The 23,123-nt window shown below is 74.7% G+C and carries 25 protein-coding genes and 3 tRNA genes; 12 read left to right on the top strand and 16 right to left on the bottom strand.

Features of this window, described 5'->3' with window-relative positions:
- Nucleotides 1-15 precede the first annotated feature (15 nt).
- The 7 genes from rpmG (ATL51_RS13075) to rpmG (ATL51_RS13105) form a co-directional block, all read right to left on the bottom strand.
- Nucleotides 16-183: a 50S ribosomal protein L33 gene (rpmG, locus tag ATL51_RS13075; protein ID WP_020623293.1), complete on the bottom strand. Its 168-nt coding sequence runs from the start codon at nt 181-183 to the stop codon at nt 16-18.
- Nucleotides 184-225: 42 nt separating this feature from the next.
- Nucleotides 226-301 (bottom strand) — tRNA-Met (locus ATL51_RS13080).
- Nucleotides 302-341: 40 nt separating this feature from the next.
- Nucleotides 342-414 (bottom strand) — tRNA-Thr (locus ATL51_RS13085).
- A gap of 126 nt (nt 415-540) precedes the next feature.
- The gene (rpsN, locus tag ATL51_RS13090; RefSeq protein ID WP_073576499.1) at nt 541-846 is read right to left on the bottom strand and encodes a 30S ribosomal protein S14; all 306 of its coding nucleotides are present in this window, start codon (nt 844-846) and stop codon (nt 541-543) included.
- Nucleotides 846-1,082 carry a 50S ribosomal protein L28 gene (rpmB, locus tag ATL51_RS13095; protein ID WP_073576500.1) on the bottom strand — a complete coding sequence of 79 codons (237 nt, stop codon included), beginning with the start codon at nt 1,080-1,082 and terminating at the stop codon, nt 846-848. Before rpmB ends, rpsN begins: the two co-directional genes overlap by 1 nt.
- A 3-nt stretch (nt 1,083-1,085) precedes the next feature.
- Nucleotides 1,086-1,328 carry a 30S ribosomal protein S18 gene (rpsR, locus tag ATL51_RS13100; RefSeq protein ID WP_073576501.1) on the bottom strand — a complete coding sequence of 81 codons (243 nt, stop codon included), beginning with the start codon at nt 1,326-1,328 and terminating at the stop codon, nt 1,086-1,088.
- Nucleotides 1,328-1,495: a 50S ribosomal protein L33 gene (rpmG, locus tag ATL51_RS13105; protein WP_020623297.1), complete on the bottom strand. Its 168-nt coding sequence runs from the start codon at nt 1,493-1,495 to the stop codon at nt 1,328-1,330. Before rpmG (ATL51_RS13105) ends, rpsR begins: the two co-directional genes overlap by 1 nt.
- An 81-nt stretch (nt 1,496-1,576) precedes the next feature.
- Between rpmG (ATL51_RS13105) and mrf the strand changes: the two genes are divergently transcribed.
- The 6 genes from mrf to ATL51_RS13135 all read left to right on the top strand — a co-directional run bounded on the left by mrf (nt 1,577) and on the right by ATL51_RS13135 (nt 9,110).
- Entirely contained in the window at nt 1,577-2,830 is a 1,254-nt protein-coding gene (gene mrf, locus ATL51_RS13110) for a ribosome hibernation factor-recruiting GTPase MRF (protein ID WP_100878746.1), read from the top strand.
- The gene (gene rpmF / locus ATL51_RS13115; protein ID WP_073576503.1) at nt 2,830-3,009 is read left to right on the top strand and encodes a 50S ribosomal protein L32; all 180 of its coding nucleotides are present in this window, start codon (nt 2,830-2,832) and stop codon (nt 3,007-3,009) included. The genes mrf and rpmF overlap by 1 nt, the downstream gene beginning before the upstream one ends.
- A 91-nt stretch (nt 3,010-3,100) precedes the next feature.
- Nucleotides 3,101-3,379 carry a hypothetical protein gene (locus ATL51_RS13120; RefSeq protein ID WP_100878747.1) on the top strand — a complete coding sequence of 93 codons (279 nt, stop codon included), beginning with the start codon at nt 3,101-3,103 and terminating at the stop codon, nt 3,377-3,379.
- Between the two features lie 70 nt (nt 3,380-3,449).
- Nucleotides 3,450-6,494 carry a helix-turn-helix transcriptional regulator gene (locus ATL51_RS13125; protein WP_167409995.1) on the top strand — a complete coding sequence of 1,015 codons (3,045 nt, stop codon included), beginning with the start codon at nt 3,450-3,452 and terminating at the stop codon, nt 6,492-6,494.
- A gap of 183 nt (nt 6,495-6,677) precedes the next feature.
- Nucleotides 6,678-8,378 carry a class I adenylate-forming enzyme family protein gene (locus ATL51_RS13130; protein ID WP_073576505.1) on the top strand — a complete coding sequence of 567 codons (1,701 nt, stop codon included), beginning with the start codon at nt 6,678-6,680 and terminating at the stop codon, nt 8,376-8,378.
- Nucleotides 8,379-8,588: 210 nt separating this feature from the next.
- Nucleotides 8,589-9,110 carry a hypothetical protein gene (locus ATL51_RS13135; protein ID WP_157818347.1) on the top strand — a complete coding sequence of 174 codons (522 nt, stop codon included), beginning with the start codon at nt 8,589-8,591 and terminating at the stop codon, nt 9,108-9,110.
- A gap of 6 nt (nt 9,111-9,116) precedes the next feature.
- Here ATL51_RS13135 and ATL51_RS13140 read toward each other — a convergent pair whose 3' ends face one another.
- Nucleotides 9,117-9,347, bottom strand: a complete 231-nt coding sequence (locus ATL51_RS13140; RefSeq protein ID WP_224401401.1) for a hypothetical protein — start codon at nt 9,345-9,347, stop codon at nt 9,117-9,119.
- Nucleotides 9,348-9,558: 211 nt separating this feature from the next.
- Here ATL51_RS13140 and tenA point away from each other — a divergent pair, with 211 nt between their 5' ends.
- Nucleotides 9,559-10,227, top strand: coding sequence for a thiaminase II (tenA, locus tag ATL51_RS13145; protein ID WP_100878750.1), 669 nt, complete (start codon nt 9,559-9,561; stop codon nt 10,225-10,227).
- 15 nt (nt 10,228-10,242) lie between these two features.
- On the opposite strand, the gene ATL51_RS13150 is transcribed toward tenA, so the two are convergent.
- From ATL51_RS13150 to ATL51_RS13160, 3 genes are all read right to left on the bottom strand, one after another.
- On the bottom strand, nt 10,243-10,647 hold the full coding sequence (locus tag ATL51_RS13150) for a phage holin family protein (RefSeq protein ID WP_073576508.1): 405 nt from the start codon (nt 10,645-10,647) through the stop codon (nt 10,243-10,245).
- Nucleotides 10,644-11,894 (bottom strand): serine hydrolase domain-containing protein, encoded by a 1,251-nt coding sequence (locus tag ATL51_RS13155; RefSeq protein WP_100880685.1) that lies wholly within the window; start codon nt 11,892-11,894, stop codon nt 10,644-10,646. The genes ATL51_RS13150 and ATL51_RS13155 overlap by 4 nt, the downstream gene beginning before the upstream one ends.
- A gap of 217 nt (nt 11,895-12,111) precedes the next feature.
- A complete protein-coding gene (locus tag ATL51_RS13160; RefSeq protein WP_157818348.1) occupies nt 12,112-12,912 on the bottom strand; it encodes a class I SAM-dependent methyltransferase in 801 nt (266 codons plus the stop codon).
- A 209-nt stretch (nt 12,913-13,121) separates the two neighbouring features.
- Between ATL51_RS13160 and ATL51_RS13165 the strand changes: the two genes are divergently transcribed.
- Nucleotides 13,122-14,117, top strand: coding sequence for a patatin-like phospholipase family protein (locus ATL51_RS13165; protein ID WP_100878752.1), 996 nt, complete (start codon nt 13,122-13,124; stop codon nt 14,115-14,117).
- Nucleotides 14,118-14,211: 94 nt separating this feature from the next.
- Nucleotides 14,212-14,475, top strand: a complete 264-nt coding sequence (locus ATL51_RS13170; protein WP_073576511.1) for a hypothetical protein — start codon at nt 14,212-14,214, stop codon at nt 14,473-14,475.
- A 99-nt stretch (nt 14,476-14,574) separates the two neighbouring features.
- Here the strand turns inward: ATL51_RS13170 and ATL51_RS13175 are convergent, their stop codons facing one another.
- Together ATL51_RS13175 and ATL51_RS13180 are read right to left on the bottom strand one after the other, a co-directional pair.
- Nucleotides 14,575-14,784, bottom strand: a complete 210-nt coding sequence (locus ATL51_RS13175) for an FDXHR family putative zinc-binding protein (RefSeq protein WP_202417011.1) — start codon at nt 14,782-14,784, stop codon at nt 14,575-14,577.
- A 19-nt stretch (nt 14,785-14,803) separates the two neighbouring features.
- Nucleotides 14,804-15,970 carry a GNAT family N-acetyltransferase gene (locus ATL51_RS13180; RefSeq protein ID WP_167409996.1) on the bottom strand — a complete coding sequence of 389 codons (1,167 nt, stop codon included), beginning with the start codon at nt 15,968-15,970 and terminating at the stop codon, nt 14,804-14,806.
- Nucleotides 15,971-16,061: 91 nt separating this feature from the next.
- On the opposite strand from ATL51_RS13180, the gene ATL51_RS13185 reads away from it, so the two are divergent.
- Nucleotides 16,062-17,699 carry a CocE/NonD family hydrolase gene (locus ATL51_RS13185; protein ID WP_100878754.1) on the top strand — a complete coding sequence of 546 codons (1,638 nt, stop codon included), beginning with the start codon at nt 16,062-16,064 and terminating at the stop codon, nt 17,697-17,699.
- Between the two features lie 149 nt (nt 17,700-17,848).
- Here ATL51_RS13185 and ATL51_RS13190 read toward each other — a convergent pair whose 3' ends face one another.
- Both ATL51_RS13190 and ATL51_RS13195 read right to left on the bottom strand, forming a co-directional pair.
- Nucleotides 17,849-18,214, bottom strand: a complete 366-nt coding sequence (locus tag ATL51_RS13190) for a hypothetical protein (protein WP_073576513.1) — start codon at nt 18,212-18,214, stop codon at nt 17,849-17,851.
- 1,387 nt (nt 18,215-19,601) lie between these two features.
- Nucleotides 19,602-19,970: an ATP-binding protein gene (locus ATL51_RS13195; RefSeq protein ID WP_157818349.1), complete on the bottom strand. Its 369-nt coding sequence runs from the start codon at nt 19,968-19,970 to the stop codon at nt 19,602-19,604.
- A 248-nt stretch (nt 19,971-20,218) separates the two neighbouring features.
- Between ATL51_RS13195 and ATL51_RS13200 the strand changes: the two genes are divergently transcribed.
- Nucleotides 20,219-22,039: a GAF domain-containing SpoIIE family protein phosphatase gene (locus ATL51_RS13200; protein ID WP_167409997.1), complete on the top strand. Its 1,821-nt coding sequence runs from the start codon at nt 20,219-20,221 to the stop codon at nt 22,037-22,039.
- A 283-nt stretch (nt 22,040-22,322) separates the two neighbouring features.
- Here the strand turns inward: ATL51_RS13200 and ATL51_RS13205 are convergent.
- Nucleotides 22,323-22,404: transfer RNA gene (locus ATL51_RS13205), tRNA-Tyr, on the bottom strand.
- Between the two features lie 96 nt (nt 22,405-22,500).
- Here ATL51_RS13205 and ATL51_RS13210 point away from each other — a divergent pair.
- Nucleotides 22,501-22,992: a YajQ family cyclic di-GMP-binding protein gene (locus ATL51_RS13210; protein ID WP_062397949.1), complete on the top strand. Its 492-nt coding sequence runs from the start codon at nt 22,501-22,503 to the stop codon at nt 22,990-22,992.
- Nucleotides 22,993-23,123: the final 131 nt, after the last annotated feature.

The following is a 23,123-nucleotide window of genomic DNA, read 5'->3' on the forward strand; positions in this document are numbered from 1 at the left end:
GGACTCGCTACGCACTCAGCGGGTCTCGCGGTGCGCCCGGTGGGTGCCGCAGTTCGGGCAGAACTTCTTGATCTCGAGCCGGTCGGGGTCGTTCCGCCGGTTCTTCTTGGTGATGTAGTTGCGGTGCTTGCACTCCTCGCAGGCCAGAGTGATCTTCGGCCGCACGTCCGTGGCCTTGGCCATCGCGGGTGCCTCCCAGCATGTCTCGTGAATGATGCGCCAACGTGGTGACGATGGCCGGACTTGAACCGGCGACACAGCGATTATGAGCCGCTTGCTCTACCAACTGAGCTACACCGTCATACAAGAAGCCCCGCCGCATGCGGCGAGGCCCCTTGTAGAGCCCCCTTACGGAATCGAACCGTAGACCTTCTCCTTACCATGGAGACGCTCTGCCGACTGAGCTAAGGGGGCGGCAGCACCGGTGTCCCGCGGGCCCGAGGGCCTCGCTCTCACCGACGGGAAGAACTTTACACCGGGGTCCCGGGCCCCCGAACGGGGGGTCCCGGAACCCGGTTCCTGCAGGTCAACCGCCGTTCGTCACCAGCTCGACTTGCGGACACCCGGCAGTGCGCCGTCGTGTGCGAGCTCGCGCAGCCGGACCCGGGACACCCCGAACTTGCGGAGGTGCCCGCGGGGGCGTCCGTCGACCGAGTCGCGGTTGCGGACCCGGGTCGCGCTGGCGTCGCGCGGCTGGCGGCGCAGCTCGGCGACCGCGGCGGCCCGCTCCGGCTCCGGCGTCGACGGGCGGGCGATGAGCGCCTTGAGCTCGGCCCGCCGCTCGGCGTAGCGGGCGACGATCTCCTTCCGCCGCTCGTTCTTCGCGATCTGCCCGGTCGTGGCCATCAGACCTTCACCCCGTTCGCCCGGATCCTCGCCACCGCGGCGGAGACGCCGATCCGGTCCACCGTCCTGATCCCCTTCACCGAGAGCGTGAGCCGCACCCAGCGGTTCTCCTCGGCCAGCCAGTAGCGGCGGGTCTGCACGTTGGGGTCCCAGCGCCGGCTGGTGCGCCGGTGGGAGTGCGAGACCGACTTGCCGAAGCCCGGCTCGCGGCCGGTCAGGTCACAGCGCTTCGCCATCGCTCACCGTCCCGCGTGCGGGTAGGGCAGCAGGGCCATCTCCCGCGCGTTGCGGATCGCGGTGGCCACCTGCCGCTGCTGCTGGCCGGTGAGTCCGGTCACCCGGCGGGCGCGGATCTTGCCGCGGTCAGAGATGAACGTGCGCAGCAGCGCGGCGTCCTTCCAGTCCACGTGCTCGATCCCCCGCTGCTTCAGCGGGTTGGGCTTGCGTCGCGGCGCGCGCACCGGCTTGGGACGTGCGGGCATCAGCGCTCCTCCTTGAACTCGACGTGCCTGCGCACCTTCGGGTCGTACTTGCGCAGGACCAGGCGGTCCGGGTCGTTGCGGCGGTTCTTGCGGGTCACGTAGGTCGTGCCCGTCCCCGCCGTCGAGCGCAGCTTCACGATCGGCCGGACGTCGGTCGACTTGGCCATCGCGCCCCTCCTCTCAACATGGGAATCGTTTTCGTTTACGCTACACCGGACCGTGACCACGTCCGACTCCGGGAGGAAGACATGACCGAGCTGGTGGTCCTGTGCGGGACCGAGCCCGACGGGGTGGGGCGGACGATCACGCGGATGCGCGAGCTGGACCCGGGTGTCGTCGTGCTCCACCACGACCTGCGCGACCTGGGCCGCGGTGTGGTGCACCGGCGACTGCGCGACGCGGGCCGCGACGAGCGCACCGTGCTGGAGCTCGCCCACGGCTGTGTGAGCTGCACCATCCGCGAGGACGTGCTGCCGACCCTGGCCGCGCTGGCCGGGACGGTGGACCGGGTGGTGCTGCACCTGGACCCGCGCCTGGAGCCGGAGCCGGTGTGCTGGGCGCTGGGGGCGGTGGTGTTCGAGCCGCCGGGTGGCGGCGAGGCCTGCACCGCGACCGACCTCGTCGACCTGCGCGGGGTGGTGGCCGTGCTCGACCCGGACCGCTGGCTGGACGACGCCACCGGGGACGCGACCCTGCCCGAGCGCGGGCTGTCCACGCTGCCCGACGACGAGCGGACCGTCGCCCAGCTCGCCGTCGGGCAGGCCGAGTTCGCCGACGTCCTGGTGCTGACCCGCGCGGTCGGGCCCGGGGGCGCGGACCGGACCGCCGCCGTCCTGGACCGGCTGTGCCCGACCGCACCCCGGCTGCTCGCCGGACGGGCCGACCACCGGGTCTTCTGCGACGGGCTCGACCCCGCGTCCCGCCGAGGCGTCCCGGGTGGCGTGCACGACCCGCTGCTGCGCGGGACACCCCCGCTGGACGCCGCCAGCGGCGTCCGCACCCTGCTGTTCTCCGCCCGACGCCCGTTCCACCCGGACCGGCTGCACGACGCGATCGACAGCCTGCTCGACGGCGTCGTGCGGGCCCGCGGCCGGGCCTGGCTCGCCACCCGTCCCGACGCGGTGCTGTGGGTGGAGAGCGCGGGCGGCGGCATGCGGATCGGCCACGCCGGCGACTGGCTGGCCGGCGCCGACGAGCAGGCGTGGGCCGAGGCCGGCGACCAGCGCCGGGCGCTGGCCGCCCTGGCCTGGCACCCGCGCTGGGGCGACCGCGCCCAGGACCTCGTCGCGATCTGCCACGACGCCGACCCCGACGAGATCGACGCCGCCCTGCGCTCCGCGCTGCTCACCGACGCCGAGATCGCCGCGGGCGAGGACGCCTGGTCCGCCCTGCCCGACCCGTTCGGCTGGGCCCACGACGAGCCCTGCGCCGAGTCCGAGCCCGTGGGGCCCGCCGCCCTGGACGACCCCACCGTCCGTTCCGACCGAGAAGGAGACCTCTGATGGCCGTTCCCAAGCGACGGACGTCGCGATCGAACACCCGGCACCGCCGGTCGCAGTGGAAGGCGACCACACCCGACCTGGTGCCGCTCACCCTGGAGGGACGCCGTCACCTGGTGCCGCGCGCCCTCGTCCCGGCCTACCGCCGGGGCCTGCTGCCCCCGCCCGCCGGACGGGGCTGAGGGCACCCCTTACCCGCGGGCCCCGGGCGGCCCGCGGGACGGCGTGATCGCCCGATGCCCCGGGCGGCCCCTCAGCCGCAGTGTCGTCGTCATGCTGATGACGCACATCCCGATGGACCATCTCGTCGCCCTCGCCGAGCAGCGGCAGGCCCGGCTGCGGGAGGAGGCGGACCGGTACCGCACGGAGCGGCTGGCGCGCGGCGCGGCCGGCCCGTCGGCGATGGGGCGGCTGTGGCTGCGGCTGCGGGCCCGGCTCACCGCCGCCCGGCGGCCGGTCCCCCGCGGGACCACCGTCGCCGGACCGGCACCGGACCGGACACCCCACCCGGCGGCACCGGACGGGCAGGTCCCGGCCGGGCCGCGTGCCTGAGCCGCGCGGACGGGCGGGTGCCGCCGTCGCGCCCCCGGGAGTGTCGGTGGCCCGTGCCACGATGCGCTCCATGACCGCGGGAGCGACCCACGGGGACGGCGCGCCCGGCCCGGACCCGGACGAACTGGTGGGCCGCGCGGACGAGCTCGCCGGTCTGCTCCGCGACCTCGACGCCGCCCGGGCAGGGCGGGCCCGCGCCGTGCTGCTCGCCGGAGAGGCGGGGATCGGCAAGTCCCGGCTCGCCACCGCACTCGGCCGGGCCGCCGCGGGGGCGGGCGCGCAGGTCGTCGTCGGGCGGTGTCTCGACGCGGGCGGCGCCGCACTCCCCTACCTGCCCTTCTCCGAGGTGCTCGACGCGCTGGCCCGGGCGGGCACCGCGCTGCGGCCGGTGCTGCACGGGCTGCTGCCCGGCGCGGCGGAGGCACCCCGTCCCGCGACGGGTGACGGGGACTCCGGGCGCCTGCAGGTGTTCGACGCGGTGGCCGGTGCCGTGCGCGACGCGGCCGCGACGGCGCCGCTGCTGGTCGTGCTGGAGGACCTGCACTGGGCGGACCGCTCCACCCGCGAGCTGCTCGCGTTCCTGCTCGCCCGGCTGGGCTCGCAGCGGCTGCTGGTGCTGGGCACCTACCGCTCCGACGACCTGCACCGCAGGCACCCGCTGCGCGCGTCGCTGGCCGAGCTCATCCGGCTGCCCGCCGTCCGCCGGGTCGAGCTGGGCCCGCTCACACCCGACGCCGTGCTGGCCCTGGTCCGGGCCCGGGCGGCCACCGGGGGTGTCGACGAGGCCACCCTGCGCCGGATCGCCGCCCGCAGCGAGGGCAACGCCTTCTACGCCGAGGAGCTGGTCGCGGCGGGGTCCGACGGCCTGCCGGGCGGCCTGGCCGACGTGCTGCTCACCCGGCTGGACCGGCTCGGCGGACCGGCGCGGGAGGTGCTGCGGGTGGCCTCGCTGGCCGAGCGGAGCATCCCCCACGACCTGCTGCGCGACGCGTCCGAGCTGTCCGCGGCCGAGCTGGAGGCGGGGCTGCGGGAGGCGGTCTCGCACCACCTGCTCGTCCCGGACCCGGCGCCGGGCGCGGAGTCCTACGCCTTCCGGCACGCCCTGCTCCGCGAGGCCGTCCACGACGACCTGCTCCCGGCCGAACGGGTCCGGCTGCACGCCCGGCTCACCGCGCTGCTCGCCGGCCGGGACGACGACCCCGGGGTGGCCGCCGCGCTCGCCCGGCACGCGCTGGCCGCGCACGACCTGCCGCGGGCGCTCGCGGCGTCGGTGCGTGCTGCCGAGGAGGCCCACCGGCGGCACGGACCGGCCGAGATGCTGGCCCACGCCGAGCGGGCACTGGAGCTGTGGTCCGCCGTCGAGGACCCCGAGCGGCTCACCGGGGTCTCCGAGAGCGCGCTGACCCGGGAGGCCGCCTGGGCGGCGAGCGCCTCGGGCGACCCGGAACGGGGCATCGCCCTCGGGGCCCGCGCGGTCCGGGTCGCCGACCTCGGCGAGGATCCGCACGCCAGGGCCGGGGCGCGCCGGCACTACGCGATGCGGCTGCTCGACAGCGGGGCCCGGGTGGACGCGGCGGTGGCCGCGGCCACCGAGGCCGTCGAGCTGCTGGCCGGGGGCCCACCCGGCACGGAGCCGGCCTGGGCGCACGCCGTGCTCGCGCGGGCGCACCTCAACGCCGACCACGCCGAGCCCGCCTGGTCGCACGCCCGCGCGTCGCTGGCGGTGGCCCGTGCCGTCCACGACACCGCACCGCCCGCGGAGGGGTCGGCCGCGTACCGCGACCTCAGCGCGGTCTGCGCGGACGCGCTGATCACCCTGGCCTTCTGCGCCCGGATGGAGGGGGACCCGCAGGCGGCCCGGGACCGGCTCGCCGGGGCGTCCTCGCTGGCCGCCGCGTCCGGGAACCGGGTCGTCGAGCTGCGGACGGTGTGGAACCGCGGGGTGTCGTTCATCGAGGACGGCCTGCTCGACGCCGCCGCGGACGAGCTCGCCGAGGGGGCCCGCCGGGCCGCCGCGTACGGCCTGCTCTGGGGCGGGTACGGCCTGGAGTTCCGGATCGCGCAGGTCCGCGTCGACGTCCAGCGCGGGGAGTGGGACGCCGCCGTCCGGACCGCCGCGGATGTCGACCCCACGCTCCCGCTGCGCGTCACCGGGCAGCTGGCGGTGGCGGGGGCGCTGGTCGGCGTGGCCCGCGGCGACCTCGACGGCGCCGAGGAGCTGCTCTCCGTGCTGGCCACCGAGCCACCGGTGCACGACCAGGCCGCGCTGCTGCAGGGCGTCGTCGGGGCCGAGTCGGCGCGCTGGCGGGGCGACGCGGCCCTGGCCGTGGACCGCGTCGCCACCGCGCTCGGGGTGCTGCGGGCGGAGTACCCGCACCACCTCGGCGAGCTGGCGCTGTGCGCACTGGGCGCAGCGGCCCGTGCCGACCTCGCAGAGGCCGCCCGTACCGCGGGCGACCCGGCGGGGGCCGAGGCGCACGCCGGGGCGGCGGCCGGCCTCGCCGACGAGGCCGCGCTCACCGCCGAGCGCGGCCTGCCCCGCGGGACCGCGGTCGGGCCGGAGGGCCGGGCGTGGCTGGCCCGGGCCCGGGCCGAGGCCGCCCGGGCCCACGGCGAGGCGGCACCACAGGTCTGGGACGCCGTCGTGGAGACCTTCGCCGGGTACGGCGACGGCTACCGCGCCGCGGAGGCCCGGTGGCGGCGGGCCGAGGCCCTGCTCGGACGGGCGCACCGCGGTGGCCCCGGCACCGACGGCGAGGCCGACCGCCGCGCCGCCGCCGAGGACCTGGCCGTCGCCGCCACCGGGGCCGACCGGCTCGGGGCGCGCCCGCTCGCCGAGGCCGTCGCCGCGCTGCGGCTGCGGGCCGGCGACGGCGGTCCCCGGCCCGCACCGCCGTCGGGCGCCGGTGGTTCCCCGCTCACCCCGCGCGAGCACGCGGTGCTGGAGCTGGTCGCGCACGGGCTGACCAACCGGGCCGTCGGCGAGCGGCTGTTCATCTCCGAGAAGACCGTGAGCGTGCACCTGTCCCGGGCGATGGCGAAGCTCGGCGCCTCCGGCCGTGCCGAGGCGGTCGCCCTCGCGCACTCCCGGGGTCTGCTCACCCCCCGCGACTGAGGACCGGGGCACGCCGGTCTGTCCCCTCCGGACCGGACCGGGCCCGTGCGGGCCGAGACGTGTGCCACCCGCCGTGCCTAGGGTCGGTCGTGCCGCACGTCACCGGCAGACCGATGGAGGTCGCATGGTCGTCCACGGGCTCGTCCCGTCGTCCCGGACCGGCAGCGGGGCGGGGGTGACCGCATGATCGCCCGTTCGCCCGCCCCGGACCTGGACGTGCCCGCCCTGCCCGCCTCCGCGACGCTCCGCGGCGCGGCCGACCGGTTCGGCGACGCGACGGTCCTGCACCAGGCCGGGCACGAGGTCACCTTCCACGGGCTGCTGGCCCGCGCCTCGGCGTTCGCGCACGCGCTGCACGCCGACGGGGTCGGCCGCGGCGACGTCGTCGCACTGCACCTGCCGAACTGCCCGCAGTACGCGATCGGTTACTGGGGGACGCTGCTGGCCGGGGCGACCGTCACCCCGGCGAACCCGCTGCTCGCCCCGGACGACCTGGGCGCGCAGCTCGCGGACGCGGGGGCGGCCGTCGTCGTCAGCTGGGAGGCGGCGCTGCCCGCGGTGCTCGCCGCGCGGCCGGCGACGTCGCTGAAGCGCGTGCTCGTCACCGGCGCCCACGGCGACCCGGAGCAGCTGCCCCCGGAGGTGACCGGGCTCCGGGCGCACCTCGACGGCAGGCCGGCCACCCCGCCGGGCACCGACCTGGAGGTGGACCCGGACCGCGACCTCGCCCACCTGGCCTACACCGGCGGCACCACCGGCCGGTCCAAGGGCGTGCGGGTCACCCACCGGCACGTGCTCACCAACGCGCTGCAGGCCGCCTGCTGGGGCACCGGCGCCCGGCCGGACGTGACCGCCACCGCGCACGGGCCCGGCGTCGTCCTGGCCGATCCCGGTCCGGCGACGGAGTTCCCGACCCCGATCGGCACCGGGCGGGCGATCGGGATCGCCCCCTGGTTCCACGCCATGGGCACGATCGGCGGGCTCAACGTCCCGCTGCTCACCGGGACGACGACGATCGTGCACGCCCGCTTCGACCCGCGCGCCTATCTGGCCGACGCCACCCGGTTCGCCGTGACCTCGCTGTCCGGCGCGCCACCGGTGTACGCGGCGCTGCTCGCCCACCGCGAGGCCGCCGGGGACCTGTCCTCGGTGCGGTCGCTGACCTCGGGCGCGGCACCGCTGCCGGTCGAGATCATCCGGGCGCTGCGCGACTGGTTCGGCGAGGACCTGGTCATCTCCGAGGGCTACGGCCTGACCGAGGTCACGATGGCCGCCACCCTCGGCCCCGCCGCCCGGTCCGCGGACCGGCGCCCGGGCACCGTCGGGTTGCCGATCGCGGGCACCGAGATCCGCATCTCCGGACCGGACGGCGAGGAGCTCGACGCCGGCGCCGAGGGCGAGGTGTGGATCCGCGGGCCGCAGGTCACCGGCGGCTACCACCGGCGCCCGGCCGAGACCGCGGCCGCCTTCGACGGCGACGGGTGGCTGCACACCGGCGATGTCGGCGTCCTCGACGGCGACGGCTACCTGCGCATCGTGGACCGGCTCAAGGACATGCTGCTCCACAAGGGCTACAACGTGTACCCGCGCGACCTGGAGGAGCGGCTGCTGGCGCTGCCGGGCGTGACCGGTGCGGCCGTCGTCGGGCGCCCGGTGGGGGTCGACGGCGAGCACCCGGTCGCGTTCCTGACCACCGCGACCGGCGCCGACGGGGCCGCGGTCCGCGCCGCCGTCGACGGCCTGAACGAGCGCCTGCTGCCCTACCAGCGGCTGCGGGAGGTGCACCTGGTCGGGGCGATCCCGGTCTCGGCGGCGGGGAAGGTGCTCAAGCGGGACCTCCGCGAGCAGCTGCCGACCCTGTCCCCGGACGTGGCGAAGGAGTGACGAACAGTCACTCCTCGTGAGGAAGAGGGGCCTGCACGGGTGGGCAGGTACGTCCGATGGGTGGAGTAGTCACTCCGACGGTTGGCGTAGGGGATGACCGGATAACAGGCTGGTCGTACGACACGACAGACGGGTGGAAGCAGGAGCCGGCGGCGCGCACCGGATCCCGAAGAACCCCGTTTCGACTCCCCCGAGATCGTGGTGATCGTCATGTCCGCGCCCGCCGTCCACATCCCCAGCCCGCGCCGCCCCCTGGGCGCCGTCCCCCTCTCCCCGTCGGTCCCCGCACCGCGGGCCGGTGGGACCGGTCGTGCGGACCGGGTCGAGGGGCGGCACCGCCGTCGCGAGGACCACGTCGACCTGCCGGCGCCCCGCCGGGAGCGTCCGCGGTCGACCTCGCCGCTGACGCCGGGCATCCCCGCACCGCGACCGGCGTCGCCGGGGTCGTCGGCGTCGCGGCCGGGTGCGGCGGCGCAGCACTCCACCGCCGGGGCGCGAGGACACACCACCGAGACCCCGGCTACCGGCACCGCTCCCCGCGGGGTCCGGACCGGCGCCGTACGCACCGGCGGGCCGTCGGCCGTCGCACGCACCCTGGACGTCCTCGGCCGGGTCGGAAGCATCACCACGATCGCCGCGATGCTGGTCCTGTCCGCCGCACTGGCCGGGCTCGCCGACGGCACCCCGCCGAGCGGTGCGGCCGCCGAGGTCGCCGTGGCGACCCTGCGCTGAGCGGGGTCAGGCCGCGTCGGAGCGCGCCGCCCGGTCCGGCGGCACCGCCTTCATGACGTGGTCGACCAGGTCCAGGACCATGCGGTTCCCGCCGAGGCGGTACCCGAAGTCCTCCCAGCCGAGCAGCTCGCGCGAGATCAGCTCGCCGACCGGCCCGGGGTAGATCCGGGTCGCACGGAACGCGGCCGCGCGGATCCGCATCTTCTCGTGGTGATCCATGGGTTGCGGGTCGCTCATACCCTCACCTCCACGTCAGGGGGACTGGACGTGGCGCGTCCTCCACACTGAGCGGCTCGCCTGCGTTCCATGGTGACACCCCCACGCCGCAGTACCGGGCGACGTGCGCAGGATCTCAGGCACCGTGTCACCGGGGTGTTCCCCGCCGGTCACGCCGGCGTTGCGGGGTCGATCACACGACCGGCCGGGCCCCGGTGGATACCGTGGCCGCATGGCCGACCGCACCCGGGACCTGCTCTGGTCCGACGTCGACACCCTGTACGGGGCGATCCTCGCCCACCCGTTCGTCACCGGGCTGACCGACGGCTCGCTTCCGCACGAGACGTTCCGGCACTACATCGTCCAGGACGCGCACTACCTGCGCGGCTACGCCACGGCGCTCGCCGTGTGCGCGGCGAAGGCTCCGACCGACGACGACACCCTCATGTTCGCCGAGCACACCGCCGGCGCGATCGCCGCCGAGCGGGAGCTGCACGCCGACCTGCTGGGCGCGCTCGGCCTCACCTCGGAGCAGGCCCGCGAGCTGCCGGTCGCCCCGGCCACCCGCGCCTACGTCAGCTACCTGCTGGCGGCCGCCTACGGCGGGTCCTACGCCGAGGGCGTCGCCGCGGTGCTGCCCTGCTACTGGATCTACGGCCGGGTCGGCGAGCACCTGGTCGGCGCCGGATCCCCCGACCCGGTCTACCAGCGCTGGATCGACATGTACGCGGGCGAGGAGTACCACGCCGTCGTCGAGGCCGTGCTGGACGCGACCGACCGGGTCGGCGCCGCCGCGTCGACGGGGGAGTTCGCCCGCATGCGCGAGCACTTCACGACGACCTCGCGCTACGAGTGGATGTTCTGGGACGGCGCGTACCGCCGGGAGACCTGGCCGGTCTGAGCCCGGCCGGTCGCCTCAGCGGTTGTCGAGCCGGTCCGGGATCACCAGGTGCAGGAAGAACGACACGATCCCGACGACGATCGCGCCCCAGAACGCCGCCCAGAACCCGTCGACGGTGAACGGCAGGTTCAGCACCGACGACAGCCAGCCCGTCAGCAGGAACATGAGCGCGTTCACCACGAGCGCGAACAGACCCAGCGTGAGGATGTAGAGCGGGCAGCCCAGCGTCGCCACGATCGGCTTGACCACGGCGTTGACCAGGCCGAACACCAGGGCCACGCCGATCAACGTGAGGATCGAGGTGGAGGTGCCGGCGCTGTCCAGCCGGATGCCGCCGACCAGCACCGTCGCCACCCACAACGAGGCGGCGACGACGAGCGTGCGGATGGTGAAGGTGAGCACGGGGCTCGGTGGGGTCATCGGTCGGTCACCGCCTGCTGGACCAGCGTCTGGAGCTGGGATCGGATCGGATAGGTGCTGGAGGGGACGAGCTGGGTCATGAAGACGACCACCAGGTCGTCGACGGGGTCCACCCAGAACGCGGTGGAGGCCAGCCCGCCCCAGGCGAAGGTGCCCTCGTTGGCGAAGCCCTTCGTCGCCGCCCCGTCGACGACGACGGAGAAGCCGAGCCCGAAACCGACACCGGCGAACGCCGACTCGGAGAAGATGGGCCGCCCGACGGTGTCGAGGTCGGCGCCGCCGGGCAGGTGGTTGCGGGTGGCCCGGGCCAGGGTGCGCGGGCCGAGGATGCGAGCGCCGTCGAGCTCGCCGCCGCGGGCGAGCATCCGGGCGAACCGCAGGTAGTCGCCGGTGGTGGACAGCAGTCCGCCGCCGCCGGAGAGGAAGGTGGGCTCGCGGGTCGCGGACCGGGCGAGCACCTTGTTCTCGACCAGACCGCCGCCGGGGCGGGCGTTGTAGAGCGTCGCGAGCCTGCCGGCCTGCGCGGACCCCTCCGGCACCCAGAACGCGGTGTCGGTCATCCCGAGCGGGCCGGTGATCTCCTCGCGGAGGAACTCGTCGAGCCGGCGTCCGGACGCGACCTCGACGATACGGCCGAGCACGTCGGTGGCCACCGAGTAGTTCCACTCGCGGCCCGGCTGGAACAGCAGCGGAAACGACGCGAAGTGCTCGCTCGCGGCCGCGAGGTCCATCCCGGACGGGGCGCCGAACTCGAAGCCCTTGGAGCGGTACATCTCGTCGACGGGGTGGGCGTGGTGGAAGCCGTAGGTCAGGCCCGCGGTGTGGGTCAGCAGATGGTGCACCCGCATCGGCTCGACGGCCGCGTCGGTCCCCGGATTGAGCGCCGAGCCGCCGCGGTAGACGCGCTGCTCGGCGAACGCCGGGATGTAGCGCGACACCGGGTCGGTGAGCTCCAGGGCGCCTCGCTCGGCGAGCATCAGGACCGCGACCGAGGTGATCGGCTTGGTCATCGAGTAGATGCGCCAGAGCGTGTCGTCGGTCACCGGAGCGGCGGAGTCGAGGTCGCGGACGCCGAGGTGGGTCAGGTGCGCGAGCCGGTCGTGCCGGGCGACGGCGATCGTCGCGCCGGCGAGGCGGCCGTCGTCGACGTAGCGGCGGAAGTGGCTGTCGATCCGGGCCAGCCGGGCGGGGTCGAGGCCGACCTCCGCCGGGTCCGCCTCGAGCGTGCCGAAGGTCGGGGAGGTCACGATCACGACCCTACCCGCGGGCCGCGTCCACAGTTCTGACGATCCTGCGGCCCGGCGCGTCACCCGGCGGACGCCCGCTCGTACTACCGGAAGTGCCCTGCGGGGCACGCGGACACCGGCGGGGGCCGGTGCCCGCCCACGCGTCGTGGCCGGTCCGAACGGGGAGCCCGGGCGGGCCACGGCGCGGCCGGGCCGGAGCGACGCGGACCCGAGCGGCTCAGACCGGCACGATCTCGTAGCGGGCCAGGCGCTCGCCGCGCAGCGCGGTCGCCCGCAGCGCCGCGGCCAGTGCCCGCGACGCCCGCGGCAGCCGGGCCGCGATCTCGGCGGGTGGGGTCGCGGCGTCGCAGGAGGCGGCCAGGCGCAGCCCCCACGGCTCCAGCTCGCGCGGGTCCTCGCAGGTCCAGTCGACCTCCAGCTCGCGCAGCGGGCCCGCGGCGAGCCGCCCGGCCGCGCCCCGGGACAGCAGGTCGGTGACGAGCTCGGCGCCCGGGAGCATCCGCGCGGCGGTGAACACGATCCGCTGCACGCCCTGCTCGGGCAGCAGCGTCAGCACCCGGTCGGAGACGACCAGGTGCGGGCCGGGCAGGTCGCGGGCCAGCTCCAGCCAGTCCTCGTCGAGCGCGGACCCGGCCACCAGGTGCGCCGGGCCCGCCAGCAGCTCGCGGCGCAGCTCGGCCACCCCGGGCAACTCGACGTCGACCCAGTGCGCCGGGCCGTCGTCGCCGAGCCGTCCCGCGCGGTCACCCAGCCCCGGTCCCAGCTCGACGACGGTCCCGCCCGGGTGCCGTCGTGCGAATCCGCGCACCCACTCGTCGAGGACCGCGACCCGCAGCAGCGTGGAGAGCGTGTCGGCCCGCCCGGGCGCCGAGCCCAGGTCGAGGTCGTCCGCGACGACGGCGGCGGCGTGGTCCCCGACCACCGGATGGCGGCGACGGGCGTCGCGGGCCCTGGCGTGTGCCGCGGGCAGCGACGTCGCCTCGAGCGCCTGCAACCGCGGACGGCGTCGTTGCGTCACGGTGTCCTTCCCCCCTCCAGCGGGCCTCCGCGAGGGCGTCGGCGCTGGTCGCGCGAACGTACTAGTTGCGCGACGAGGCACCCGAGCCGGGAGGCGCCGGGCGGTGGACGGTCCGCGGGCGGTGGACGGTCCGCGGTCGGTGGCTCGTGAGCGGTCCCCGGACACCGGGGCGCCGCCGCCGCGGGGCCGCGGGGCCGCGGACCTCCATGATGGGGGGCGTGCCTCCCGCCCTCCTCACCTCCGCCGCGCACGGCGACACCGAGGTCCTGCGCCTGCTCGAGCGCCGCCGCGACACCGGGCGCCGCCCCGGCCGGCACGCCGACGGGGCACGGATCGCGCTGGTCGTCGGCGGGGGCGGGATGCGCGGCTCCTACGCGGCCGGGATGGTGCACGCGCTGTCCGACCTCGGGCTCGCCGCCGGCGTCGACGAGGTGTGGGGCAGCTCGGCCGGGGCGTTCGTCGGGACGGCGCTGGTCATGGGGCACGGAGCCGAGGTGTCCCGGGTGTTCGAACGGGACATGGCGTGCCGCGAGTTCATCGACCCGCGCCGGTTCGGCACCCGTCGCCCGATGGTGTCGTTGGACCACCTGTTCGACCGGATCCTGGTCGACTCCCTCCCCACCGACTGGTCGCGGCTGGTGGACCCGCCGGTCCCGCTGAACGTCGTGGTCACCGGTGCGGTCGACCTGCGCCCGCGGGTGCTGACCGCGCTGCCCGACGGGGCCACGTGGAGGGCCGCGATGCGGGCGACGGCCGCGATCCCGCTGCTGGCGGGCCCCCCGGTACGGGTCGGCACGGGCGAGGACGCCGAGGACTTCATCGACGGCTCGGTCGGCGACCCGCTCCCGGTCGCACGGGCCCTGCGCGACGGCGCCACGCACGTCCTGGCCCTGCTCACGCGCACCGCCGACGACCTCACCGGCATCCCGCCGGACGCCCGCACCCCGCTGTGGGCCCGCTCACTGGACCGGCTCGCGCCGGGCCTGGGCCGGATGGCGCAGGACGCCGCCCGGCACGGCGAGTGCCTGCCCCTGCTCGCCGACGCCGCGCACCCGGACCGGGCCGGGGCGCACCTGCTGACGCTGAGTCCGCACTCCCCCGCCGGCGTCCACGGCCTGTCCACCGACCCCGGGCGGGTCGCCGCCGCGGCCCGGATCGGCTACGAGACGGTGCTGTCCGCGACGGCCCCGGCCGCCGCGGCCTGAGCCCCCTCCCGCCCGTGCGCCGATGACTTCGGCGCGGCCGGGCGGTCGGAGCTGGTGTGGGCACCGTGCCCGTACCGGACCCGGGGGGTGGCCCATGCGCGACGACGCGCCGTCGCGGGTGCGGACCCGCACCGTCGTGCTCGCCCCCGGCGAGGTCCGCCCGCACGTCGAGGACGAGTGGCGGGGCGCCGTCGTCGTGGTCGACGCCGGCCGGATCGAGCTCTGCTGCGCCGCGGGCGGGAGCCGGACCTTCGGTACCGGGTCGGTGCTGTGGTTCACCGGGCTGAACCTGGTCCGGGTCCGCAACCCCGGGCGGGACGAGGCGGTGTTCCGCGGCATCACCCGCGGGCCGCCCTGACCCCGGTCCCCTCGGCCCGCCGCGTCGAGCCGGCCCGCCGTGTCGAGCCGGCCCGCCGTGTCGAGCCGGCCCGCCGTGTCGAGTGCCCGCCGCCTCGGGTCAGCCCGCCGCGTCCAGCGCCCGCTGCCAGATCCCGTTGCGCGTGGCGACGAGGCCGAGCTCGCGCGGGTCGGTCACGCACACGCCACGGGGGCGGTGGGTGTCCCACAGCTGCGCGTCGTCGAAGACGGCTCCGCAGCCGCCGAACCGGCGGCAGCAGTGCGCCCGGTCCGGTCCCACCCACTCGGTACCGCAACAGGACATCCGCATGATCCGCACGGCGGGCAGGCTACGGGGCACCCCCGACAGTTCCGGTGGGCGGCGGGATCGGGTCGGTGGCGAGCAGGTCGTACCAGACCCCGTCGTCGACGATCTCGTTCTCCGTGCCGTGCACACCGTCGGCCCGCGGGCGGCCCCACAGCCGGAACCCGGCGCGCTCGGCGACGCGGCGGCTGGCGGTGTTGTCCGCAGCGGCGCCGAGCTGCAGCCGGTGCCGGCCCATCCCGCCGTCGGCGACCGGGGTGAACGCGTGCCGCACGACCCGTCGGACCGCGGCGGACACCGCGCCGCGGCCGCGGGCGTCGGGGTGGGCGCGGTAGCCGACCTCGCCACCGGTCGGGGTGTAGGCCCGGTCGGTGCCGAACACCGAGACGGTGCCGAGGTAGCGGTCGTCGTCCGGGTCGGCGATCACCCAGCCGACACCGGAGCCCAGGGAGCGTTCCAGCGGGTGGTCGCGCAGCCAGCGACGTGCGTCGTCGTCGGTGTAGGGCACCGGGAGGGTGGCGCTCCACCAGCGGGCGAGGGGGTCGTTGCACGCCTCGACGTGCCGGGCGAGGTCGGCCCCGGTGGGCGGGCGGAGCCGGACGCTCTCGCCGTCGAGCACCGGGTGCGGCCACCACGTCGTCGCCGGGGGCCGGTCGGCGACGGGTGTGCCGGGCAGCAGCACGGCGGTCCAGGCGTCGACGAGGTCGTCGCCGGCCCGCAGCGCCCGGGTGCGGACACCCTCGAACCGGAACCCGCAGGCGTGTGCCACCCGCCAGGACGCGACGTGCCCGGCTCGGCAGTCCCAGTGCAGCGCGGCGAACCCGGCGACGTCGAAGCCCCAGTCGGCGGCCAGCCGCAGCGCACGGCTCGCGAACCCCCGTCCGCGCGCCCACGGCGCGAGCAGGTAGCCGACCGACGGCAGCGAGTCGCGGCGCAGGTCGATCGAGCCCGCGTAGCGCGGGCGGCCGTCGCACGCGGCCTCCACCGCCCACACGTGGTGACGGCCGGTGGCCCACCGACGCCGGGCGAGGTCGATCCACTCCCGGGCCCGGGGTTCTCCGGAGGCCGGGCCGAGCGAGGTCCAGCGGTGCACGACGGGGTCGCGGTACACCTCGAGCATCCCGGGGACGTCGGCATCGGTGTGCGCGCGCAGGGTCACGACCCCGTCGGTGAGTACGGGAGGGGCGGTCACGGCGACACCGTCACCGGCCACGCCCGGTCGGGGCAACCGGGTTCTCCTACGATCGGACCTGTCCGCAGGGGGCGGGCGAGGGGGAGGTGTCATGGCCGCGCTCACGGAGCGACTGGTCGACCGCAGGCTGGGCTTCGGTGCCGGCGAGCCGTACGTGCGCGAGCGTGACCTGCGGGTCCCGCTCTCCGACGGCGTCGTCCTGCTCGCCGACCTCTACCGGGCCCCCGGCCCGCTCCGGCCGCGTCCGACGGTGCTGATGCGCACCCCCTACGGCCGCGACGGCCTCGGGTCGATCATCGGTTCGCTGCTGGCGCGCCGCGGGTTCCAGGTGCTGGTGCAGTCCACCCGCGGCACCTTCGGCTCGGGCGGGCAGTTCCGCCCGTTCCTGCACGAGAGCTCCGACGGTCTGGACACGCTCGCCTGGGTGCGCGGGCAGACCTGGTGCGACGGCCGCGTCTCGATGGTCGGCCCCAGCTACGTCGGGCACACCCAGTGGGCGGTCGCCCCCTACGCCGACCCGGGTCTGTGCTCGATGAACGCCGACATCACCGCGTCGGAGTTCACCAGTACCTTCTACCCGGGCGGCGCGCCCGGCCTGCTCAACCTCGCGACCTGGGTGAACCAGATCGGCCGCCAGGAGCGCATCGGCGCGGTCACCGGTTTCCTCGCGACGCCGGTGTTCAGCCGTCGCAAGCGCCGCGCGGTGACCTCCCAGCCGCTGCAGGCCGCGGACGTCGCGCTGACCGGGGCGCCGGTGGTGTTCTGGCGGGACTTCGTCGAGCACGCCGAGCAGCCGCGCGAGTTCTGGGCGCCCGCCGAGCACGACGGTTTCGACGCCGCCGCGATGCCGCCGGTCTGCATGGTGACCGGCTGGTGGGACCTGTTCCTGGACCGTCAGCTGGTGGACTTCACCGCGCTGCAGCGCGGCGGGGCGACGGCGCGGATCACGATCGGCCCGTGGACCCACGGCGACCGCGGCTCGCTGTCGACCATCGCCCACGAGATGGTCCACTGGCTGGACGTGCACCTGCACGACGGCGAGCACGACGAGCGCGCGCCGGTCCGGGTGTACGTGCAGCACGCCGACCGCTGGACCGACCTGCCGTGCTGGCCGCCGCCGGAGGCCCGCCCGACCGAGTGGTACCTCGACGCCGACGGCGGGCTGGGCCCGGACCGGCCGGCCGGGGCACCCCCGCCGTCACGGTTCGTCTACGACCCCGCCGACCCGACACCGACGGTCGGGGGCCCGATGCTCCAGCCGCCGTCCAAGCAGCTGGACAACCGCGGCGTGGAGGCCCGCGACGACGTGCGCGTCTGGACCGGCCCGCCGCTGGAGTCCGACCTGGATCTGCTCGGTCCGGTGTCGGCCGTGGTCTATGTGCGTACCGGGACGGGGATCGGCGACGTGTTCGTACGCCTGTGCGATGTCGGCCCCGACGGGACCTCGATGAACATCACCGACGCGATGCACCGGCTGGTGCCCGACCGCGAGGCGACCGCCCCGGACGGCACGACGGTCGTCCGGATGACGCTGAGCCCGACCGGGTACCGCGTGCGGGCCGGGCACCGGCTCCGGGTGCAGGTCGCCGGCGCGGCGTTCCCGCGCTTCGCCCGCAACCCGGGAACGGGAGAGCGGACGGCGACCGCGGTCGACGGGGAACGGATCTCCTACGAGCTCCTGCACGATTCCGAGCATCCCTCGCACGTGGTGTTGCCGCACCACCCCTGAATTCGAGGTCCACCATCCACCTTTTCCGGCCGCCCCCGGAAATGCGGAGATCCCCCGCTCCGGTCGGAAGAGCGGGGGATCTCCGGAAGTGCAGAGTCACGGATGACGGGAAGACGGTCCCGTCATCGTGCCCGGTGGTGCAGGTGCACTCAGTCCTGGATGTTGGTCTGGCTGTCGCCCTGCGAGCAGTCGCTGAAGGACGGGGCGTCCTCACCGTTGGTGGCCTGGCCACCCAGGATGCCGAGGACGCTGGCGGCGACGTCGGCGCTGTTCAGCGAGCAGCTGAGCACGTTGGCGTTGTTCAGGGCGTTGACGTCGCCGACGTTGACCAGACCGGACTGGACGCTGTTGCGGTCGTTCTCCAGGTTGTTGATCTGGTCGGCGTTGATGCGGTCGCCGCCGTGGCCGTGCCCGTGGCCCTTGTCCCAGCCGCCGTCACCCGCGAAGGCGAGCGGGGAGATGGCGAGCAGACCAGCGGTGACGCCGGCGGTCAGGATTCCAGCCTTCTTCAGCACAGTTATTTCTCCGTTGTGTACGGGGTCCGATGTCGGACCGGCGTGTTCGGCGTGGGTTCGGGAGCCCCGCCGATGCACAGAACGCTATCCGGTCCGTCCCCGATCCAACGAACTTTCTACCACTATCGGACGATGGGCATTACTGACCGCGAGGTTATTGCTCTCTTCCGGCAGCCAGGAATCGGCGTGGGCGTCGCTTCCGGACGCCGTCCGCGACGGATCGTCACCACAGTGGACCCGAACGGACGCGTACCCTTTTCCCGGAACACGCTCCGTGATGCACCATCCGCACGGCCGTGTCGCCGCGTCACCCTGTCGTAGTGACATGCGGGGTATCGCGACACCGGATCGCACCCTCCGCCGGACGGATCCACCCCGGAAGAGTGGGCTGGAACCCGCTCGAGCAGCGGCGTGCCGCCGTCTGCTGTCGACGCCGATGACACGCACCGCCCGGATCGCCACGACCTGCGACGCCCCCGCCGCCGCGGAACCGCTCACCGCGGCGTTCCTCGACCACCCGTTCACCCGTCACACGATCGATGCGGTCGAGCACCCACGACGCCTGGGCGCGAGCCGGGAGCTGCTGCTGCGCGAGGTCGGCGTCCCGCACGGCCTGGTGCACGTCGTCGACGCAACCGGGACGGGCTCGACGCCGTCACCGTGTGGATGCCGCCGGAAGCCACCGGTCTCGACGACGCGTTCGCCGCGTCGCGCCGCGGCTGGTCGATGCTGCGGCCGGCCACGACCCCGACCGTGGCGCGCTGCTCGGTCACCTCGCCCGGAACAACGACCACTGGACCCGCGCCGACGGCCTGGATGGGTTCCAGCTGGGCGTCGAGCAGGCGCAGGACCCGAACTGCGAGGCCCGCATCGAGCCGACCGGCCACGTAGATGGACCACAACCGGCGATGCGTCGATCCCTCGGGGTCGAATGCCGATGTGACGGGCCGGTCCGACGAGGCCTTGACGGCGATACCCGGCATGGAGGGTTGGGCTCCTTGCTCGATCGGAGTGTGTCCCGGGGCCGGAGCCGGAATGCCACCGCCACTCCAGCGGAACGGCGCACTCGCACAGTCGCGAACGGGTCGCCTCCGGGTTCCAGGGCAGTCGAACGAGCGTGACCGCCGTGCCCGACCGTGGCTAGAGCCGTTCGGCGGATCTCGTCACCGGTGGCACCGGCGCACGCCGTGAGAGCGGTGCGCGCGCGGGCCCTGGTCGATCACCGTGGGGCGCGCCTGCGCCTCGCCGCAACCCGCGGCCGGCGGGCCGGGTCGGCGCGTGGTGGACTCCGTCAGCGCACGTACGGAAAGGGGGCGCAGCCATCGCGGAGCGTCGCCGTAGGCGCCCGTGCGGCCTGCGCCGCGGCGCGGACCTTCCCGGCCGAGAGTCACTCCGCGACGTCGATGACAGCCCACACTGTCTTCCCGTCGCGGGTCCGTCGCACGCCCCACGAGGAGAAGGCGCTGATGAGCGTCAGCCCCCTACCGCGATTGCTGCCGAGGCGGGATCGTCCTGGGGTGAGCACACCCTCGGGGTCGGTGTCGTCGACCTCGATCAGCCATCCACCCGGCGTGGGGCGGATCCGGACGTCGCCGCCACCACCGACGTGATCGACCGCGTTGGCCACCAGCTCCGTGCAGACCACCTCGGCGCGGAACACCAGGTCGTCGACCGCAGGGAGGTGCTCCCGGATCCACCGGCGCAACAACGGCAGGCACGAGTGATCGAGGTAGGGGTGGGACAACGACCGGGTCATCCTGCCCCCTCGGTCGAGTGTCACGAACTGGACGTCCGATCCGACCATCGGTAAGCAGTACCCACGACCCTGCGTCATCATTCGCAGACCACCCGACGACTGGTGTGAGCCGGACGCCCAGGAGCAGGATGCCCGAGGACATCACGAGCGGCACGATGGGGCCGGCTCCCGAGTGCGCTGCCCTCTACAGCCCGGAGCGGCTGACGGCTCTACGGCGCTCGGGGCTCGGGTCGGAGTCGGATCCGGAGATGGAACGCTTCGCCGCCTGGGTCCGTCGCGCGCTGGCGACCCCGATCGCTCTGGTGACTCTGGTGCAGCCCGACCGGCAGGTGTTCCCCGGGATGGCGGGGTTGACCGGGCCTGCCGCCATCGCCCGGTCGACCCCGTTGACGCACTCGTTCTGCCAGTACGTGGTCACCTCAGGGCAGTCCCTGGTCATCGCTGACGCCCGGATGGACCCTCGGTTCAGGGACAACCTGGCGATCCCGGACCTCGGCGTCATCGCCTACGCCGGGATGCCGCTGACCGACGAGCACGGCCGTGTCCTCGGATCGCTCTGCGCCATCGACAACGAGCCCCGCCGGTGGACGGCGGAGGAGACCATCGCCCTCGGCGAGATCGCCCGATCGTGCTCGACCGAGCTGCGCCTCCGCCTGGCCCGGTACGACACCAGCACCGAGACCATCCTCCGCGCCGAGGCCGATTCCGTCCAACGGCGTGCGCACCTGCGTGGCCAGATGCTGTTGCGAGCCTCGCAGTCCTTCACCGACACGAGCACCGTGCCCGACGTCCGAGCGCGCATCGACGAACTGCTCGGGGGCGAGCTGGCCCCCTCCTACGTCGAGACCGTCCTGCGCGACAGGACAGGTCGTCTGCACAGCCTGCCTGCCGATGCCCGTTCACCGGCAGAAGCCGGGGATCTCGATGGTGCCGTCGACATCGATCCGACTGTGGACCAGCGACTGACCACGACGCTCCGCGTGCGCACCCCAGCGGCGATCGCGATCCGGGAGCAGCGCGTCGTGCACTACGGGAACCAGGACGACCTCGCCGCAGCACACCCGGCCGAGGCGGCCGAGGCGATGCGACGCCGTGGCGTGCACACCGTCGTCGCTGCCCCGGTCCCGGGCCGCGGTGCTCCCGCCGGTGCGATCCTGCTCGGCTGGGACCGGCCCGATGCGGTGGAGACCGCGGACCTGCTCACGATCGCCACCATCGCCGGTTACGCCGGGCAGGCACTCGAACGTGCCCGGGACCTGCACCACCGCACCTCCGTGGCCCACGAGATGCAGAACGCCATGCTGACGGTGCTCCCCGACATCGACGGACTCACCATGGCCGCCCGCTACATCCCGGCCGACGCCCGACTCAACGTCGGCGGGGACTGGTACGACGCCACCGTGATGACCCACCCCGGGCGCCCGGACGTCCCGATGGTCGGGATCTCGGTGGGCGACATCGTCGGCCACGACCTCCCCGCCGTCACGCTGATGGGACAGACCCGGTCCATGCTGCGCCAAGCAGCGTGGGACCACTCCGGCCGACCGCCCTCGACCGTGCTCTCGGCCTTCGAGACCGCGAACCACGAACTCCGCCTCGGCGCCGCAGGCACCGCCGTGCTCGCCTACACCCACCGCACCGCCGACGGCCGGTGGCTCCTGCGCTGGACCAACGCCGGCCACCCGCCGCCGATCCTGATCCACCCCGACGGCAGCACCGAACTCCTCACCGACCACGACGCCCTGTTCGGGTTCGACTTCACCATCGGCCAGGAGCGCGCGGACCACGAACGCGTCGTCGAGCCCGGCTCCACACTGCTGCTGCACACCGACGGCCTGGTCGACGGCCCCGGCCTCGATGTCGACACCGCCACCGACGCACTGCTCGCCACCATCGAGCAGGTATCTCCTGGGACACCCGATGACATCGTCGATGCCGTGATGGCGACGCTCTCCGACCCCGCCCACGACGACGCCGTCGCACTCGCGATCCACTTCGACGCCCCGGCCCCAGCGGTCGCATCGGATGCCGTTGCTCCTCCATGGGAGAGAGCCCCCACTCCGCGCTGAGGGGCCGGGTGGCCGGTCACGGCGCGGCGAACGGGCCGGGGGTGTGGTGGGCGAGCGACGGGGCAGGCGTGGCCGGCCCCGCGCCGCCGCGACGAGCACGACACCACCACCGAAGGCCGGCTGTTCCGCGGTGCCCGGGGTGGCCCGCACGCCGCGGTGTCCACCTGGTTCGACGGCGGTGTCCCCGCCCCGCAGGTCCCGTCCTGGGCCGGACACACCGGGACAACGAAAAAGACCCCCGGTCCCAGCGTTTCCGCTGGTCGGGGGCCTCTTTCACCTGCTGTGGCTGGTCCAGGATTCGAACCTGGGAAGGCTACGCCGACGGATTTACAGTCCGCTCCCTTTGGCCGCTCGGGCAACCAGCCGGGGTGCACGTCGCTCTTGCTGAGTGCGTGAACGAGGATACGACACGACCGACGGCCCCCGACGAGGGGGCCCCGACCGACCCGAGGGAGTGACCGATGGCCGACCCGTCGTTCGACGTCGTGAGCAAGGTGGAGCGCCAGGAGGTGGACAACGCGCTGAACCAGGCCGCCAAGGAGCTGTCGCAGCGCTTCGACTTCCGCGGCACCAACACGACGGTCGCATGGGCCGGCGAGGAGGCCGTGACCTTCGAGTCCGACACCGAGGAGCGGCTGCTCGCCGGGATCGAGGTGTTCAAGGAGAAGCTGATCAAGCGCTCGATCAGCCTGAAGGCCCTCGAGGTGGACGAGCCCCAGCTGTCGGGCAAGGCCTACAAGGCCGGCGGCAAGATCCTGCAGGGCATCGCGCAGGACAAGGCCAAGGAGATCAGCAAGGCCATCCGCGACGAGAAGCTCAAGGGCGTCCAGGCCCAGATCCAGGGCGACCAGCTGCGCGTCTCGGGCAAGAAGAAGGACGACCTGCAGGCCGTCATCGCGCTGCTCAAGTCCAAGGACTTCGGCATCGCGCTGCAGTTCACCAACTATCGGTAGCCGGGCCGACCCCGGCGCGGCCGGACACCTCCCGCCCGCCACGCCATACGCCCACGATCGACAGGCTGTCGCCGATCGTGGTGGTCGGGCGAGCGGGCGGGCTCCCGGCACGGCGGACCAGGAGGGGCTCC

It is taken from the genome of Pseudonocardia alni, assembly GCF_002813375.1.
In the GTDB taxonomy this organism is placed as follows: Bacteria; Actinomycetota; Actinomycetes; order Mycobacteriales; family Pseudonocardiaceae; genus Pseudonocardia; species Pseudonocardia alni.

Bases quoted from the DNA above. Each gene is read 5' to 3' on its own strand.
- tenA (WP_100878750.1), top strand. From the start codon at position 9,559: ATGGCCGACCGCACCCGGGACCTGCTCTGGTCCGACGTCGACACCCTG.
- ATL51_RS13125 (WP_167409995.1), top strand. From the start codon at position 3,450: ATGACCGCGGGAGCGACCCACGGGGACGGCGCGCCCGGCCCGGACCCG.
- ATL51_RS13165 (WP_100878752.1), top strand. From the start codon at position 13,122: ATGGGGGGCGTGCCTCCCGCCCTCCTCACCTCCGCCGCGCACGGCGAC.
- rpmB (WP_073576500.1), bottom strand. From the start codon at position 1,082: ATGGCGAAGCGCTGTGACCTGACCGGCCGCGAGCCGGGCTTCGGCAAG.
- ATL51_RS13140 (WP_224401401.1), bottom strand. From the start codon at position 9,347: ATGAGCGACCCGCAACCCATGGATCACCACGAGAAGATGCGGATCCGC.
- rpmG (WP_020623297.1), bottom strand. From the start codon at position 1,495: ATGGCCAAGTCGACCGACGTCCGGCCGATCGTGAAGCTGCGCTCGACG.
- ATL51_RS13185 (WP_100878754.1), top strand. From the start codon at position 16,062: ATGGCCGCGCTCACGGAGCGACTGGTCGACCGCAGGCTGGGCTTCGGT.
- ATL51_RS13130 (WP_073576505.1), top strand. From the start codon at position 6,678: ATGATCGCCCGTTCGCCCGCCCCGGACCTGGACGTGCCCGCCCTGCCC.
- ATL51_RS13120 (WP_100878747.1), top strand. From the start codon at position 3,101: ATGCTGATGACGCACATCCCGATGGACCATCTCGTCGCCCTCGCCGAG.
- mrf (WP_100878746.1), top strand. From the start codon at position 1,577: ATGACCGAGCTGGTGGTCCTGTGCGGGACCGAGCCCGACGGGGTGGGG.
- ATL51_RS13175 (WP_202417011.1), bottom strand. From the start codon at position 14,784: ATGCGGATGTCCTGTTGCGGTACCGAGTGGGTGGGACCGGACCGGGCG.
- rpsN (WP_073576499.1), bottom strand. From the start codon at position 846: ATGGCCACGACCGGGCAGATCGCGAAGAACGAGCGGCGGAAGGAGATC.
- ATL51_RS13200 (WP_167409997.1), top strand. From the start codon at position 20,219: ATGGAACGCTTCGCCGCCTGGGTCCGTCGCGCGCTGGCGACCCCGATC.
- rpmG (WP_020623293.1), bottom strand. From the start codon at position 183: ATGGCCAAGGCCACGGACGTGCGGCCGAAGATCACTCTGGCCTGCGAG.
- ATL51_RS13210 (WP_062397949.1), top strand. From the start codon at position 22,501: ATGGCCGACCCGTCGTTCGACGTCGTGAGCAAGGTGGAGCGCCAGGAG.
- ATL51_RS13170 (WP_073576511.1), top strand. From the start codon at position 14,212: ATGCGCGACGACGCGCCGTCGCGGGTGCGGACCCGCACCGTCGTGCTC.
- rpmF (WP_073576503.1), top strand. From the start codon at position 2,830: ATGGCCGTTCCCAAGCGACGGACGTCGCGATCGAACACCCGGCACCGC.
- ATL51_RS13195 (WP_157818349.1), bottom strand. From the start codon at position 19,970: ATGACCCGGTCGTTGTCCCACCCCTACCTCGATCACTCGTGCCTGCCG.
- rpsR (WP_073576501.1), bottom strand. From the start codon at position 1,328: ATGCCCGCACGTCCCAAGCCGGTGCGCGCGCCGCGACGCAAGCCCAAC.
- ATL51_RS13135 (WP_157818347.1), top strand. From the start codon at position 8,589: ATGTCCGCGCCCGCCGTCCACATCCCCAGCCCGCGCCGCCCCCTGGGC.
- ATL51_RS13150 (WP_073576508.1), bottom strand. From the start codon at position 10,647: ATGACCCCACCGAGCCCCGTGCTCACCTTCACCATCCGCACGCTCGTC.